The organism is Rhizobium sp. RM (assembly GCF_013390595.1).
Taxonomy (GTDB): domain Bacteria; phylum Pseudomonadota; class Alphaproteobacteria; order Rhizobiales; family Rhizobiaceae; genus Agrobacterium.
This window is the reverse complement of sequence record NZ_JACAWV010000024.1, coordinates 27,870-44,061: the sequence shown is the minus strand read 5'-3', so window position 1 is coordinate 44,061 and position 16,192 is coordinate 27,870. Positions and strand designations below refer to the sequence as shown.

The window sequence follows — 16,192 nt, the reverse complement described above, 5'->3', positions numbered from 1 at the left end:
ATGTCTGCTTATGTGTCCAGCGCGGGCGACCAGCCGAAGGCGGGCGCCACCTCGTGAGCAAGGTCCGTCAGCAGACGCACATTTTCGGCAAGACCGAATGCGGGTGGCAGGAACAAGACGACTTCATCGGCTGCAGCCAGGCCGGGATCGTTATAGACCGCCTGGATCACCTGATCCGGAGTTCCCTGAAAGACTGGAGAAATCTGTGCCCCGACCGGCTGCGCGACCGGTGCGAGCGCACCCTTCGGACGCGACGCGGCAATGCCTTTCGTACGGCGCTCGCGATCGTAGGCCGCGTATTTGTCACGTAGCTCGGCAGTCGTGCCGACCAGAATGGAGGCGGCGACTGCAACCGGCGGCGGTTCTGTTGTCCATGTCTTGCGCCACGTGGCACGGTAGGCCTCGATCAGCCGGGCCTGGTATTCCCCGAACGTTTCGCCATCCTCATGGTCGTGCAGAACCGTCCCGGAGATGAGCCCTATGCCGAGTTCTGCCGCCTGTATCGCCGAGCCGAGACTGGCCGACCCCTGACGAATGCGCGAACGCAACGTCGGGCTGTGGGGTGTCACACGCAGTTCTGCACCGGGAGAACTGCCAGGGAGGGCCTCGGTGACGGTGTGAAGAACTTCACCCGAGATGGCCGAGAGAAAACGCGCCTGCCGGCGCTTGGCTTCGGTGCGAGCGTCGGTGTCGGACGCACCAAATACCGCGTCGAAAGCGGCATTGCCTCCGGTCGCAATGGCAAGTTCCAACCGGCCATCAATGAGGAGATCCGTGGTTCCCGCCGCTTCTGCCAGCAGAATGGGATCCTGATATCGCATAGGGATCACAGCCGAGCCGAGAGTGATCCTTCGTGTATGCTGGCCGACCGCTGCAAAGAAGGGCAATGGTGACGACAGGTAGTGATCGAAATGTCGCTGATAGGCCCAGCCGGACTGATAGCCCAGCCGCTCGGCCGCTTTATAGAGTTCGATCCCGTCGCGCAGTCCTTGCGCCGGCCCGGCGTCGTCATTGAACGAAACCCGGGTGTTGAAGCCCAATCTGAGCTTCGGGCGAAACGAAGCGGGCAGGGTGTTAGCAGGTACCGCGATTGTCATGCGATCCGCTCCTCCCGGAGAATGCGACGCGGCGTCTGCTGCTGCGGCTGCGGTTGGCGTACCGGATCAGCGAAACCCGCGGGAATGGATTCCAGAAGTGCTGCGGTATAGGGGTGCTGCGGGTTGTCGAATATGTCGGAAACGGCTCCATGTTCGACGATGCTGCCGCGCCGCATTACGGAAACGGTATGTGCGAGCTGACGGACAAGCGCCAGATCGTGCGAAACGAACACATACGTCAATCCGAGTTTGGCCTGCAGCGAGAGCAGCACCTCGACGATATCGGCCTGCACGCTGACATCGAGAGCGGACGTTGGCTCATCCAGAACGATGACGTCCGGTTTGAGAACCAGAGATCGCGCGATAGCCACGCGTTGCCGCTGGCCGCCCGAAAGTGCACCCGGCCTGCGTGTGAGAAGATGTTCGGCAAGTCCGACATTGGCCAGAGCTTCCCGCACCTGTTGGTCGCGTTCTGCAGATGTGCCGATCTTGAACCTGTCGAGGGGTTCTCGCACCAGATGCTCAACGGTCCAGGTCGGGTCGAGAGAGGTAAACGGGTTCTGGTAGACGAGCTGAAGATGACGCCAGACCGATCTGAGCGATGCGGTTGAGCGCCCGGCGAGGCGTTCGCCAGCCACGGAAATCTCTCCTTCATCCGGTTGCTCGAGCCCAAGCAGCAGGCGGATCGTGGTGGTTTTACCGGAGCCGGACTCGCCCACCAGCGCATGGGTCGTGCCGGCTGCAACGCTGAAGGACACGTCGTTGACGGCTGTCAGGATATTTCCGTCGACGGTGAACTTCTTCGTGACAGCACTGACGTAGATCTTCGGCGCGTCTCCGTCTTTGCTTCGACGCAAGCCCGGGTCACGCAGCCTGGCGTAACGGTCGGGATTGAGGGCGGGAACATCGGTATGCAGCTTTCGCGCGTAAGCCGACGCCGGGGATGAGAAGATGTTCGATGTCTTGCCGGCTTCCTGCACGTGGCCATTCTTGAGGACGACGAGCGAATCCGTTCGTTCTGCCGCAATCGCCAGATCGTGGGTGATCAGAAGCAGGCTGATATCCAGCTCATGCTGCAGACGCGACAACAGGTCGAGAATTCGCTTCTGGATCGTTACGTCCAGAGCAGATGTCGGTTCATCCGCCACCAGAAGTGCGGGACGCGGCAGGACGGCAAGCCCGATCAACACACGCTGCAGCATGCCGCCGGACAGTTGATGCGGATAGGAATCATAGACCCGTTGCGGATTGTCTAGCCCGACCTGAGCGAATGTTTCGAGGATAAGCGCCTTGCGGATCGCTGCATTCGGTTCATCGGTCAGAGCTGCGGCTTCCATGGCCTGTACGCCGATGGTGCGTACCGGGTTGAGGGCATTGCCGGGATCCTGAGGCACGAAACCGATGGCGCGTCCGCGAAGCGGACGGAACCGGCGCTCGGGAAGCGCCAGAAGCTCCTGATCTTCGAAGCGGACCTGGCCGCTGGCCTGCGCTCCGCCGGGCAACAACCGCAATACGGCGCGTGCGATGGTGGATTTGCCCGACCCGGATTCCCCGATCAGAGCGAGGCTTTTGCCACGGCCGAGTTCAAAATCGACACTGTGAACGACCGCCTGCTTCCCATAGGCAACCGACAGATCGTTGACGCTCAGAAGAGGGGCAACGGCTTGCGGTGCCGGTGCGGTCGTTGCGTCGCGAAGGAAAGATGCGGTCAGTCTGTTTTGCGGAGCCATCGGCTGATCCTGTTCACGGAGAGGACGGTTAAGATGGTGATGAAGGCAGGGGCGTAAACGAGCCACGGCCATTTCAGGTAGTCTTTGCCGATCGAGATCAGCAGACCCCAATCGGATGCGGGAGGCGGATCGCCATAACCGAGGAAGGCGAGGCTGGCGATCACAAGGATAGATTCGCCGAACTGCAGCACAGCGAGCGGCAATATCGAGCGCGAGGCATTGGGCAGGATGTGGCGCCAGAGAATGAACCAGCGCGAGCCGCCGAGCAGAAAGGCCGATTCCACGAAGGTCGCCTGCCGTGTCTTGATGACTTCCGCACGGGCGACACGGGCGAAGATCGCGACGGCAGACACGCCGGTGGCGATGGCGGCATTGATGGTTTCAAAGCCGATTGCCGTGACGACGATGACGGCGAGGAGGAATTTCGGGATCGCCAGCAGGACATCGACGAGCCGGGCAAAGACGACATCGACCCAGCCGCCGAAAAAGCCTGACAGAAGCCCGATAATGCCGCCGACGACAACGCCGATCACGACGGCGACGAGAGCACTCGAAACGGAAGAGGCCGTGCCGTAGACGACGCGGGTATAGACATCGCGCCCGAGATGATCGGTGCCGAACCAATGGCTGAGGCTCGGTCCAAGCAGCTTGTCCGCAGGAACGCCGATGACCGGACTGTAGCTGGTGAAGAGGCCGGGGAGCACCGACCATGCGATGACGAGGGCAACGATCAGGAATGAAAGCGCCACGGTGGCGGGCATCCGGATGGCGGCAACCCGGCCGGCCAGACCGGCGCCCGGTAAGGATGAGTTGGAGACGAAGGTCATGGTGTCACCGCCTTGGTGGCGTCGAGGGAGGTTTCGTCCGATGTGGTCACGCGCCGTTTAGCCCCGCCCAGAATTTTGACGCGAGGGTCAAGCAAGGGGTAGAGGAGGTCGGCAATCAGGTTGACGAGAACGAAGACCACGGCTCCGAGCGATACGACGGCCTGCAGGACGGGAAGATCCTGTGTGCTGACCGAGCGCTGCACCAGGCTTCCAACGCCGGTGCGTCCGAATACCGTTTCGGTAATCAGCGATCCACCAAGCAATTCGCCAACGGTAAGGGCAATCACTGTCACGACAGGCAATGACGCAGGCTTCAGCAGATGTTTGGCGAATAGCCGAGCCTGGCCGATGCCACGACTACGGGCGACGGTCGCATATTCCTGCTCGGCTTCCTTGTCGAGGTTTGCAATCAGGACTTCGGCGATTTGTGCGGAGACGGGTATGCCAAGCGCGATTGCCGCAAAAAGCGTTGCCCAGAAGCTGTCCGGGTTGATCACCCGGAAGAGGCCGATCTGGAAGCCGAAGACGTGAATAAGTATAAGACCGATCACGAAATTCGGCACGGACAGGAAAAGCGACGGAAATCCGCGCAGCAATCCCTGACCATATCGTTTAGGAACGAAGCGGGTGCCGTAAGCCACCGCCATGGCCAGGATCAGAGCTACCGCAAGTCCTGCCCCCGCCAGGATCAGTGTCGAGGGAAGAACTTCGGCGATCAGCGTCGAGACAGGCCGGTTGGACCGCATCGACACACCGAGATCGCCGGTCAAAAATCCGGAGAGGGAATTCCAGAGTTGGACGACAATGGGCTTGTCGAGGCCTTGCGCCGCGATGATCTCCGCAATCTCCTCCTCGGTGAACCCGTTTTGTGGATTGCGCAGAACGCTGGTGATCGGATCGCCAGGCAGGATGCTGACGACCACGAAGGTGAAGACGTAGGCCAGCAGTATGACGATGACCGCTTGGCCGAACCGTTTGGCAGCGTAGGTCAGATAGGCATTTCTCACGCAGGCGACCCTCTCGGATTGAGTGTTGCGATAGCTATCAGTCGGCCAGGAAGGCCGTGTAGTAGCTAGCGTAAGCAACGCCGTTATACACTTCGCCCTTCAGCTTCGGGGACTGAACGTAGATGCGCTGCACGATCTGCGTCCTCGGAATAAAGTAACCCTGTCCGAGCACATACTCCTGAAGCTCCTTGAGAAGCGGATTGCGTTCATCAAGGGAAGCCGCACCCGAGATCTTGTCGCGCAGTCCGTTCAGCGTCGCATCGCGATCATCGAGCGCAAACCAGTTCTCGCCATTGTTGGCGTTGGTCAGAATGCCGGCAACAGTGCCGGCGTCGATGAAGCTGCGCGTCACTTCGTAGGCGGGAATGGCCGGGCCGCCATATTTGACCCTTTCCCCGAAGGTAACGACGTCGTAAGCGCGGATGTTGACCTTCCAGCCAAGCTTGCCAAGCTGCTGTGCAATCAGCTCATCCACTGATTTTGAGGTGGCGAGATAGGGGTTGGAGTGAAGCGTTAGCTCCAGCTGTTTGCCGTCCTTGGTGCGGATACCATCGGCGCCCTTGGCCCAGCCCGCCTCGCCAAGAAGCTTTTCCGCCTTGGCTGGATCGTATGCGAGAAGTGTGCTTTCATCAGCTGCGCCCGGGACGTTGCTCTGGATGAACGAGGTCGGCAGCTTCCAGTCGGCGGTGTACACCGTATCGATGATTTCCTGACGGTTGATACCGGCCTGAAGAGCCTGACGTACTTTGACGTCGTCATAGGGGGCGTGTTTGGTGTTGACGGCCCAGCCATTGACGAAACCGAGGTAGCGTGGCGTCGCAACCGTGAACCCCTCTTCCTTGAGCGACTTCAATTCCTGGGGGGAGGCGTTGTAGGCGATATCAGCCTGACCGGACTGCACGGATGCGACACGGAGCGACGGTTCGGACACCAGCTTGTAGGTGATGGAATCGAGGAACGCCGGACCGGTGTGGCCCACCGCGGCAGGACCCCAGTTGTAGTCCTTTCGCTTGACGAGGGTAACATGGTCGCCCTCCTTCCAGGATTCCACCACATACGGGCCGCTGCCTGAGGTGTTGCTGAGATCTGCCTGTTGTGATGCGGGCTGTGCAAGGCTCTTTGGCGATATCAGGATCGACCCGTGATAACCGAGCGTCGGGATGAAGCCGAGGGTCGGTTTCTTGAAGAAAACTTTGACCGTGGTGGCATCGACAGCTTCGGCACGGTCATAAGTTTTCGGGAACAAACCGATCGGGTTGATGCCCTCGTTTTTGCGCCCGGCGTACCAGATGTCGAGATTGGCGACGACCGCAGAAGCATCGAGCGGAGAGCCGTCGGAGAAGGTCACGTCACTTTTCAGATGGAGAGTGAATTCGGTTGCCTTGTCGTTCTGCTCCCACCGTTCGGCAAGCCATGGGGTCGCCTTGCCTTCGGCGTCGACATAGACCAGCTTATCCGTGACGTGACCCCAGATGTGCCCCTGGAAGCTGGAGATTGCGCTGTTGTTGGGAATCCATGTGTCGCCGAGCGAATCGATGAGGAACGTTACATCACCGCCGTCGCGCGGGGTGTCGGCAGCAAGGACCGGATCGAACCCGGTGGTTGCAATAAAAGCGGCCGCGGCAGCTGCAGATGCCAGAAGATGGCGCCGGGAAAGAGAAAACAGAGAAGAACGTTCGGTCATGTATTTGTCCTGAATGTGCGGGTTCGTGTTTTATGTTTTTGACCGCCGGCTACCGTAAAACGGCGCACGCAGAACCGCTTTCGCTGCAGCTGATGCCGAGCGGGGGTAAAGGCCTGCCAGATGGTCGATATGGTGTGTTTTAAACTGTCGAAACGGCCAGTCGGGCTATCATCCCGACGTCACCGCTTAACCGTCAGCAGTTACATACATCGGGAAATGCGTATGCGGGTATGCTGTTCTGCCATCGAACAATCCCTTTGTTTCGGTATGCTGATCATGACCTGTAGCCTAGCAGGGTCGGTGAAAGGAGAAAGACTAGTTATTCTTTTTCTAGAGAAATTATGGATTATTTTATTGCCGTTTCCGAAGTCGGTAGGATCGTCATTTCCGAGTGCTCCGATCCCGATGGCGTCGTTCTCGGCCATTACATGGCCGCGTTGACCGTGAAGAGGGGAGGCACATCCGATCAGCCTTTCGTCACTGTGTTCACGAACGTCATTTCCTCGAAGATGCGAACCAGCGGCAACTCCCCGTCAAACCGTTCGACCTCCACTCTGGCAATCTGCCCTGTACAACCCTGCGCCAGCTTTGACGTTCCGATGTCGCGCGTGAGGACATTCGGATTGCCATGAACACACATGGCGTTGTTGGCCGCGGGATCGTCTGGCTCAAACCACGCGCCGGTTGCGAGCTGCATAACTCCGTTGTGCACCGAACTGCTCAACACGGCTCCCGCCAGACAACTGCCCCGGCTGTTGAACAACCTGACGATATCGCCTTCTGAAATGCCGCGTGCTGCCGCATCGATCGGGTTGATCCGTACCGGCTCTCTACCTTCGATTTTCGTGGAGCGGCTGAACCCACCGTAATCGAGCTGGCTGTGAAGCCTTTGATGCGGCTGGTTGCAGACGAGGTGCAGCGGATAATGGGTGATGTCGTCGGCTGCCTCATCCCTGTTCGCGTACCACCGGGGATGCCCGCCACAATCGTCGTAACCAAAACCCTCTATAGTTTCGGAGAAGATTTCGATTTTGCCGGATGGGGTTTTCAACCGATGCGCGGATGGATCTGCCCGGAAGGCATTGGCCGGTCCGCCATCGTCGGGCTTGAGCGGGAGTCTCAATTCTCCCTTTACCCAGAAGGATTCGAAATCAGGTGCTTCGTGGCCACCAGCGACAAGCGCCTGTTGGGTCGCTTCATAGAGAAAGGCGAGCCATTCGCGGCTGGTTCTTCCTTCCGTAAAAGCGTCGGCGTGCCCGAGGTGGCGTGCGATTTCCGAGAAAATAGCGTAATCGTCCCGAGCCTCACCCACCGGTTCGATCAGCTTCTTCATGGCAATCATCAGATCGTCCCGGTCTGCCGCACCGATATCATCACGTTCGAGCGTGGTTGTCGCGGGCAGCACAATGTCGGCGTGGCGGGCGGTTGAGGTCCAGGCGCTTTCATGAACGATGATTGTCTGCGGCCTTCGGAACGCTGCACGCAACCTGTTGATGTCCTGATGATGGTGGAAAGGATTTCCACCCGCCCAGTAGACGAGGCGGATATCCGGATAGCGCAGGGCTTTGCCGTTATAGTGAAACTCATCTCCCGGATTGAGGAGCATGTCGGCAATGCGGGCAACGGGAATGTAATCCGGCACTGGATTTTTGAACTGGTTGAGCGTTGGCAGCGGAACGGCCAGCAGGTTCTTGCCGATATTGCCAAGCGCTCCAAGCGAATAGGAATAGCCGCCGCCATCCAACCCGATCTGACCAAGCATTGCCGCCAGAACGATCCCCATCCAGACCGGCTGCTCACCAAAATCGGCACGCTGCAGGGAGTGGCTGACGGTGATCAGCGTTCTGGAACGTGCTATCTTGCCCGCTATTTCCTTTATGGTATCGGCACTGATACCACAGATGCCTGCCGCCCAATCGGCGCTCTTGGGGAGATTATCGGTCCGGCCGAGGAGGTAATCTTCAAACCGCGCATAACCGACGGTATATCGGTCGAGAAACTCCCGGTCGTGCAGCCCTTCCGTCACCAGCACATGCGCCAGTCCCAGCATGAGGGCGACATCGGTACCGGGCGTGATTGGCAGCCATTGCGAATTCACCTCGGCCGGGAAGTCGTCCCTGAGGGGGCTGATCGATACAAAACTGGCACCACGTGCGCTTGCACCGGCCAGTTTTTGTCTGACGACATGTTTGCTGATGCCGCCACCATGCACGTCCGCATTCTTGATCGCCATGCCGCCAAATGCCAGCACCAGTTCGGTGCTGCGCTCGATGGCATCCCACGTCACGCTCTTGCGATCGACATGATCGTATGGGCCGAGAACATGCGGAATGATGACCATTGCCGCGCCCGAACTATAGGTGTTGACGGACCGGACATAACCGCCCAGCACATTCAGAAAACGGTGGATCTGGCTCTGCGCGTGGTGGAAACGCCCGGCGCTCGACCAGCCATAGGATCCTCCAAACACCGCCTGTGGGCCAAAATCGCGGTAGACACGCTGAAGCTCGTTCGCCGCGAGGGCCGTTGCTTCGGGCCAACTGACTTCGACATAATCGTCTGAACCCCTGCTTTGTTCGTGGCCGGGTTTGCCCTCCAGCCAGCCGCGCCGGACTGCCGGACGTTTGATCCGTACCGGACTGTCCGCGACCGCTGCAAGATTGCCGAGCAGCGGCGAGGGATGTGGATCATCGGGGTGAGGGCGGATCTCGAGTTGGCCATTCTCGAAACGACCGGAAAATGCACCCCAATGGGAGCTGTGGGATTTAAACGAATTCATTGAGGCTCCCTCGCGTCGCAACTAAACATTGCCTTAGTGCGGAAGAATCTTTCCCGGATTCATGATGCCGCTGGGATCGATGGCATACTTGATGATCGCCATGAGCTCCACCGCATCGCCATGCTCCTGAGGCAGATAGGCAATCTTGCCTGTTCCGACGCCATGTTCGCCGGTCGAGGTGCCGCCGACCGAGATCGCATGTTGCACCATCTTCTTGTTGATAGCCGCGACCTCATCAAGCTCCGCCTGATTGGTCGGGTCCACAGCAAAAACAACGTGGTAATTGCCATCGCCAACATGACCCAGAATGGCGGCAGGTACGCTGCAGCCGGCCAACAGTTCCCGGGTTTTCAGAATGCAGCCGCTGAGTTCCGACACAGGCACGCAGACATCGGACGACCAGCCCTTGGCGTTCGCGCGCTGCGACACCACGGCATAAAACGCGTTGTGTCGCGCCTTCCACAGCCGGTTGCGATCTTCGGGAGCGTTGGCCCACTCGAAATCGCGGCCTCCATTCTCCCTGACGATTTCGGCAACTGTTTCCACCTGTTCCTGCACGCTTGCCGGGGCGCCATGAAATTCGAACGCGAGCGTGTCTTCAAGTTTCAGCGAGAGGTTGGAGTAGGTGTTGACGGCCTGGATCAAACCGCGATCCATCAGCTCCATACGCGCAACCGGAATACCGAGCTGGACGACCTGGATCGCTGCTGACACGGCCTGTTCGACATTTTCAAACGAGCACAGCGCTGCCGAAATGGTTTCCGGAATTCCGTAGAGGCGCAGTGTCACCTCGGTGATGATCCCGAGCGTGCCTTCCGAGCCGACAAACAGCCGCGTCAGGTCATAACCTGCCGAGGATTTTCGTGCTCGGCCGCCGGTCCGGATGATCTTCCCATCCGGCAACACAACGGTCAGACCCAGGACGTTTTCGCGCATGGTTCCGTAACGCACGGCATTGGTGCCTGATGCGCGCGTCGAGGCCATACCACCAATCGAGGCGTTGGCGCCGGGATCGATGGGGAAGAACAGGCCTAGATCGCGAAGGTAGCTGTTGAGCTGTTCACGCGTTACACCCGCTTCAACCGTGCAGTCGAGAGCCTCCTGGCTGACGCGAGAAATCCGCGACAGGCGCGACAGGTCGATCGAAACCCCGCCACGCACCGCAGTCAGATGTCCTTCCAGAGACGTGCCGGCGCCAAAAGCAATGACCGGCACGTTTACGGCTGCGCAAAGGCGGACGATTTCGGAAACCTCATCCGTCGTATCTGCAAAGACCACGGCGTCCGGAATGGCCGGAGTGTGATGCGATTCACCACGCCCGTGCTGTTCACGCAGTGTCTGAGACACTGAAAAGCGGTCGGCGAAGCGTTTGCTGAGCGCTTCGGCCAAAGAAGCTGGAAGCGCGCTCACGTACGGGCTCCCGTTTCGACCGGAGTGTCACCGGGCTGGCCCCATTCTGTCCACGAGCCGTCGTAAACCGCGACATCGTTTTTTCCTACAAGATGAAGGCCGAAGGCAAGTGCCCCTGCCGTCACACCCGAACCGCAGCTTGCAATCACGGGGCGGGACAGATCCAACCCCGCGGCTTCAAATGCTGTGGCGATGGCCGCAGCATCCAGCAATTCGCCGGTCTCAGCATTTGTCAGCGTGGTGAAAGGCAGGTTGAAACTGCCGGGAATATGGCCGGACCGCAATCCGGGTCGGGCCTCCTTTTCTTCTGCCGTGAAGCGTCCGGCGGACCGTGCGTCGATCACCTGCTCGTCATGGCTATCGAGATTGGCAAGCACCTGCGCCTTTGAACGGACGGCATCGGCATTGAAACGGGCCTGAAAATTTCCTTCTTCAAAGGGCGCGACGGTATCGCTGACCGGGCGTCCTTCCGACGTCCATTTGCGGAACCCTCCATCGAGAATGGCGACTTTCTCATGACTAAAGGTGCGCAATGTCCACCAGACACGGCCTGCCGACATCAGACCCGGCGTGTCGTAGACGACCACGAGGCTATCGTTTGAAATTCCGAGCGCACGCGCATGGCGCTCGAAATCTTCAGCGGACGGCAGCATATGCGGCAGCGATGCATCATGATCGGCGATGGCATCGATATCGAAGAAACGCGCTTTTGGAATATGCCGCGCGGCGAAATCCTCCGCAGCGGCAGGCGTCACACCCGGAAGCTTGAATGAACCATCGAGGATGACGAGATCAGGATGATCAAGATGCGTCGCCAGCCATTCGGTAGAGACGAGAGGGCCGGGCAGGGTGAGAGACATGGAAAACTCCGAAAAGACGGTATTCGGCAAAGGTCGCAGAAGAATGATGCGCCGCGTCTTGCGGCGCACAAAGTAAGAGAAGGTCAGGCGACCAGCTTTTCACCCTTGAGGTGACGTTCAAGGAACGGCAGGCTGTCCTGCCCCCAATAGAGCTCACCTTCGTAGCCATAGGTTGGGAGGCCGAACACGCCCGATGTCTTGGCGATCTCGAAATCAGCGTCACGGATCGTCTGGATCGCGTCGCTCTCGGCGAGTTCGTCCAGTGCCGCTCCGTCAAACCCTGCTGCATCGGCGATTGAACGGCGCACACCTGTATTGCCGATATCGTCTCCACGTCCCCAGAAGGCTTGCTGGAGTACCGCGGTGAGTTTCAGCCAGTCCTGGCCGGATTGGATAGCGGCAAGCACCATCAGACCGGCCGGGGTCGGATCGGAAAGATCGGCGCGGTTGTCCAGGCTCAATTCCTTGCCGCGCACCGCGGCCCACCGCTTCAGGTCTTTTGTCCAATAGGCGCGGCGGGCTTCAGGCCGGTTGCGCGAATAAATCCCGCCATTGTCTTCAATCAGCGGGATGACGTGCGGGCGGATCGTGGCGCCCTGCTCGCGGGCAAGAGCCGCAAATGCTTCGAGGCCGATATAGGCCCACGGGGAGCCGACGCTAAAGAAGTAGTCGATTGTCTTCGTCATTGCTGCTGCTTTCAGGATGGCTGTTGGGAAGATGTTTCCATGTCAAACACGTGCAACGCACAGTCCCGGGCGATGAGCACAGCCTGTGGATCGCGTCCGACAGCGACGGTTGCAAGAGCGCCCTCGTAGAGAAGGGCGAGATGGGCTGCCGCCTGTTCAGGCCGGTTGGCCACCCTTGCCATGATGGTACCAAAGATTTCCCGGACCTTGGTCTTGTGGGTGCGTGCAACTGAAACCACGCGTTCGGAATCCCCGTGTTCGGCTACGGCCAGCGCAAACGCGCAACCGCGAAATTCGGGGCTGTCGGCCTTTTCGTAGAGTCTTTCGAAAATCAGCCTGATCTGTTCACGCTGCGTGCCCGCCACGTCTCGTACTTCTTCGAGCGAACGGATGACGCGGTTATGACGGGCCTGCAAATAGGACGCGACAAGATGATCCTTGGAGGGAAAGTGCCGATAGAGCGTGGCTTTGGCGACGTTTGCCTCTTCGATAATGCGATCAATGCCGACCGCTCTGATGCCCTCGCGATAAAACAGTGCACTGGCTGTGTTGAGGATCTGGTCGGAAATTGTTTCTCTCATGGGAACGCTTTGATTTACTTCCGGGAAAATGCGGTCACACTGCGGTGGCGCGAGCTGGCTGATATGTCGGAGCTGAGGTTTCTGCGAATGCCTGCAAAGCCTTGATTGAAAGCGCGCCGGAAAAACCGCCGCTATGTTCCAGCTTTCCCGTCAGCACCTGAACGGCGTTATTATAGGGCGTAGGGACCCCGTTGAGGCGGCCAAGAAGAACGATTTCACCATTGAGATAATCGACTTCACTAGAAGCGCCGCGCGTGAAGCTCTGCCACGTTGATTGCTGCCCGGGCTGGATGCCGCTGTTTGGCGCTATTTTCCAGTTGGAAATGTCGATGGTTCGCTCGGACGGTGCGGCAAGCCTATAACCCGCAGCCTGAAAGACATTCTGCGCCTCAGCCACCAGGGCTTCGCCGATTGACGCCTTTAGGTCCGCCGCTCCGTCAAACAGTTCGAGTGCGTTTTTGACGTTGTGCAGCAGCTTAGCCGATTTCCAACGACGGATATCCGCGCTGCTTTCAGCAAGATACCCGGCGCGGTTCAGATCCGCGGCAATCTGTTCGCTTGTTGAATCATGCCCTGATGGAAAGCGGCCGACGGTGACCACGCCGAGTTGCGGATCGCCGCCCACCGTTACCTTGCCGATCTCCGTGAACCGCGCCGGTGTGAGGATGCTTGCGCCATAGACGTTGGCAAATGTTCTGAGTGCTGCAACCTCCGTGGCCAGACCGTTCTGAAAGGTGACAATCGGAAGGTTTGCAGCAACGCCATTTTCCTCACCGTCGATCGCGCGCCAGGACCAGAAGGAAAGCGCGCCTGCTGCATCCTGAGATTTGACCGTCAGAAGCAGAATGTCATCGGCAGTGAGTTCGGGAGGATTGTCCAGATCAAACGCATTCAGGCTGATCTGTCGTGTACCGGATGGTCGCTGAAAACTCAGGCCTTCTTTCCTGATATGCGTGATCTGGCTCCCGCGACCGACCAGCGCGTAGCTGATACCGCTGAGTTCGAACTGTGCGGCGAGGCTGGCACCGACTGCGCCTGCACCGATTATTACGTAACGCCTCATACGTTCTGCTCCAGAACTTTTCTACGATGGACAGATCACGTCTGGACACAGATCTGATCTGTCCATCGTCCCCGACAATCGTGATCGACGGTATCGATAAAACAGGCCGCATTGTCATTTTGTATGCTGCGAGCAATGCGGCGTACAACACAATGATGCAGCTGCAGTCTTAGCTCGGATCAAATCCGAAAAGAAAGACAGGTCGTTCTTATTCTACTTGATTTATAGAAAATATTGCCTCGTGATCGCGCATCTGGCTGCACAGCAACTTTACGAACCGTCGGACGATCTCATTGGACTGGCTGACGGATACCGAATTCAAACTGCCGACTGAGAGAGGGGATGAGTTTGCACGGGGGCTGGCCGGATTCAAGAGACGGGCCGAAACCTGTTGTCTTGCGGGATTTGTACACGCCGATCTTCATATTGGTATCTTGGAAGATGAAAAGCCGGAATTTTCATTGATTTGCGGCTTGTAAACCACTGGTCGCAGGTTCGGATTAGCGCAAGAGCTTAAAAGGCTGGCAGCTACGCGGGCCAGAAAGGAATTGCGCGATGAAAATGAAGACACTATATGTAGGTACGTTCCTACATGGAGGTAGCTATGGCTACGACTAGATTGACCAGCCGCGAACTGAATCATGATGTTGGCAGAGCGAAAAAAGCTGCTGAGGCAGGGCCTGTCGTCATCACCGATCGAGGCAGACCTTCGCATGTGTTGATGACGTACGGTGACTTTGAGCGCCTGACAGGTAAGCATCACAATCTTGTCGACGCGCTTTCAATGCCAGGATTGTCGAATATCGACTTCGATCCGTCTCGGTCGGTCATTGCAACTCGCGAAGTTGATCTCTCTTGAAATACTTGCTCGACACAAACGTTGTCTCCGAACTCCGTAAAGTGGGTGACGGTAAAGCTGATCTGAACGTGACGACTTGGTTAAGTGCGCAGGACTCCCGTGATCTGTATATTTCTGCCATAACAATTTTAGAGCTTGAGCGTGGCATACTCGGCATCCAGCGCCGTGACATCGAGCAGGGCTCTCGCTTACGAACCTGGATGGATAGACGAGTTCGCCCGGAGTTCGCTGAGCGCATTATCTCTATCGATGAGGCAATCGCGACGCGATGTGCTCACTTGCATATTCCGGATCGCCGCAATGAAGCAGATGCACTCATCGCTGCGTCAGCTATCGTGCATGGGTTAGTGGTTGTCACACGCAACATTCAAGATTTCCAAGGTACAGGCGTGGTGCTCGTAGACCCATGGCGTGCCTAGGACCGGCATGTTGTGAGTTCATGCTGAACCGCGACTTGCGGGGCATCCGAAGCTAACCGGCATGCCGCATCTGCGCGAGAACTTTCTTGCGGAAAACTTCTGCAGGCGTTCGATAGCCAAGGCATTTGCGCGGCGTTGCGTTGAGCCGACTGCAAATTTCTATCAAGTCCGCGTCGGTGACCGTGAGTGGGTCGACGTCTCTTGAAAGCCATTTCCTCACCCGGCGGTTGGTGTTCTCGACAGTGCCTTTTTGCCACGGCGATTGGGGATCACAGAACCAGGTTTGCGTACCGATGCTTGCCTGAAGATAGGGCCAATCAGTGAACTCTGTTCCGCGGTCGAACGTGATCGATCGGCGGGCAAGGTGGGGCAGGGCTTGCAGGACACGAACAAGGCCATCCATGACGGGCCGGGATTGCCGGTCGTTGTTGCGTAGGAAGATCGCAAAGCGGCTGACCCTTTCTACGAGCGATGTGACGTTTGCCTTCCCAAACTTCTTTCGGAACTGGATCAGATCGCATTCCCAATGACCAAATTGTTTGCGCTCGGCAACAGCATCCGGCCGCCGCAAGATGTTGAGTTCTGGACTAAACCGTTGTCCGTGCTTGCGTCTTGCATGTCGTGGTCGCCGTCGAGCACGATGCTCTGGCAGATGCCGCCACAGCTTGATCGCATGCCCGTCGGACGAGTATGCAAACTTATAGATCGTTTCGTGACTGACCGAGACCGGATGGCGCTCCAGGCGCATACGGCCAGCGATCTGCTGCGGCGACCAGCCATGCATGATGCGTTCGATCACCGACTGTCGAACGTACGAGAACCGCGCCAGCTTGCGTAGTTTCGCACGTCGTTCACACGACATGGCGTGCGCAGTCACGCAGTAATAGCCGGTTAGATCGGGCACAACCTTATCGACAAAAGTGTTGCGTTTGATCTCACGAAAGATCGTTGAGCGATGCCGGCCGAGCTGCTCTGCGATGGCACTAACAGTCAGCCCGGCCGTTCGCCAGCGGGCTATCTTACGACGTTCATCAAGATCAATGTGGGAGTAGGTGCGTTCCATTGCATCTTCCTTGTGACTGATAACCCATTGGTATCATTCGCAAGTCGCACTTCAAGCTTGAACCCACCCCCCTTACAAACAAAGATCGCATAATATGAATTATGGAACAAATTCAATAACTTAGCAA

The 16,192-nt window shown here is 58.1% G+C and carries 15 protein-coding genes; 3 read left to right on the top strand and 12 right to left on the bottom strand.

The annotated features are described in order from the left end of the window. Positions 1-8 precede the first annotated feature (8 nt). The 11 genes from HWX89_RS24725 to HWX89_RS24675 all read right to left on the bottom strand — a co-directional run bounded on the left by HWX89_RS24725 (position 9) and on the right by HWX89_RS24675 (position 13,724). The gene (locus tag HWX89_RS24725) at positions 9-1,097 is read right to left on the bottom strand and encodes an LLM class flavin-dependent oxidoreductase (RefSeq protein ID WP_138793062.1); all 1,089 of its coding nucleotides are present in this window, start codon (positions 1,095-1,097) and stop codon (positions 9-11) included. Next, entirely contained in the window at positions 1,094-2,827 is a 1,734-nt protein-coding gene (locus HWX89_RS24720; protein ID WP_138793063.1) for a dipeptide ABC transporter ATP-binding protein, read from the bottom strand. The genes HWX89_RS24725 and HWX89_RS24720 overlap by 4 nt, the downstream gene beginning before the upstream one ends. Then, positions 2,806-3,654: an ABC transporter permease gene (locus HWX89_RS24715; RefSeq protein WP_138793064.1), complete on the bottom strand. Its 849-nt coding sequence runs from the start codon at positions 3,652-3,654 to the stop codon at positions 2,806-2,808. The genes HWX89_RS24720 and HWX89_RS24715 overlap by 22 nt, the downstream gene beginning before the upstream one ends. Next, complete coding sequence (locus HWX89_RS24710; protein WP_138793065.1) at positions 3,651-4,661, bottom strand: ABC transporter permease; 1,011 nt, start codon at positions 4,659-4,661, stop codon at positions 3,651-3,653. The genes HWX89_RS24715 and HWX89_RS24710 overlap by 4 nt, the downstream gene beginning before the upstream one ends. Before the next feature lie 37 nt (positions 4,662-4,698). Further along, positions 4,699-6,345: an ABC transporter substrate-binding protein gene (locus HWX89_RS24705; RefSeq protein ID WP_138793066.1), complete on the bottom strand. Its 1,647-nt coding sequence runs from the start codon at positions 6,343-6,345 to the stop codon at positions 4,699-4,701. 466 nt (positions 6,346-6,811) lie between these two features. Continuing rightward, positions 6,812-9,124, bottom strand: a complete 2,313-nt coding sequence (locus HWX89_RS24700; RefSeq protein WP_138793067.1) for a molybdopterin-dependent oxidoreductase — start codon at positions 9,122-9,124, stop codon at positions 6,812-6,814. 33 nt (positions 9,125-9,157) lie between these two features. Further along, a complete protein-coding gene (locus HWX89_RS24695) occupies positions 9,158-10,534 on the bottom strand; it encodes an FAD-binding oxidoreductase (protein ID WP_138793068.1) in 1,377 nt (458 codons plus the stop codon). Further along, positions 10,531-11,394 (bottom strand): 3-mercaptopyruvate sulfurtransferase, encoded by an 864-nt coding sequence (gene sseA, locus HWX89_RS24690; RefSeq protein ID WP_138793069.1) that lies wholly within the window; start codon positions 11,392-11,394, stop codon positions 10,531-10,533. Before sseA ends, HWX89_RS24695 begins: the two co-directional genes overlap by 4 nt. An 83-nt stretch (positions 11,395-11,477) precedes the next feature. Next, a complete protein-coding gene (locus tag HWX89_RS24685; protein WP_138793070.1) occupies positions 11,478-12,080 on the bottom strand; it encodes a 2-hydroxychromene-2-carboxylate isomerase in 603 nt (200 codons plus the stop codon). A gap of 11 nt (positions 12,081-12,091) precedes the next feature. Next, positions 12,092-12,661: a TetR/AcrR family transcriptional regulator gene (locus HWX89_RS24680; RefSeq protein ID WP_138793071.1), complete on the bottom strand. Its 570-nt coding sequence runs from the start codon at positions 12,659-12,661 to the stop codon at positions 12,092-12,094. Positions 12,662-12,695: 34 nt separating this feature from the next. Further along, positions 12,696-13,724: a ketopantoate reductase family protein gene (locus HWX89_RS24675; RefSeq protein ID WP_138793072.1), complete on the bottom strand. Its 1,029-nt coding sequence runs from the start codon at positions 13,722-13,724 to the stop codon at positions 12,696-12,698. Between the two features lie 293 nt (positions 13,725-14,017). Between HWX89_RS24675 and HWX89_RS24670 the strand changes: the two genes are divergently transcribed. The 3 genes from HWX89_RS24670 (at position 14,018) to HWX89_RS24660 (ending at position 15,002) form a co-directional block, all read left to right on the top strand. Continuing rightward, positions 14,018-14,203, top strand: a complete 186-nt coding sequence (locus tag HWX89_RS24670) for a hypothetical protein (RefSeq protein ID WP_138793073.1) — start codon at positions 14,018-14,020, stop codon at positions 14,201-14,203. Positions 14,204-14,328: 125 nt separating this feature from the next. Continuing rightward, entirely contained in the window at positions 14,329-14,583 is a 255-nt protein-coding gene (locus HWX89_RS24665) for a type II toxin-antitoxin system Phd/YefM family antitoxin (protein WP_138793074.1), read from the top strand. Continuing rightward, positions 14,580-15,002: a type II toxin-antitoxin system VapC family toxin gene (locus tag HWX89_RS24660; RefSeq protein ID WP_138793075.1), complete on the top strand. Its 423-nt coding sequence runs from the start codon at positions 14,580-14,582 to the stop codon at positions 15,000-15,002. The genes HWX89_RS24665 and HWX89_RS24660 overlap by 4 nt, the downstream gene beginning before the upstream one ends. A gap of 52 nt (positions 15,003-15,054) precedes the next feature. Here HWX89_RS24660 and HWX89_RS24655 read toward each other — a convergent pair whose 3' ends face one another. Then, positions 15,055-16,065: an IS30 family transposase gene (locus HWX89_RS24655; RefSeq protein ID WP_138793076.1), complete on the bottom strand. Its 1,011-nt coding sequence runs from the start codon at positions 16,063-16,065 to the stop codon at positions 15,055-15,057. Positions 16,066-16,192 lie beyond the last annotated feature (127 nt).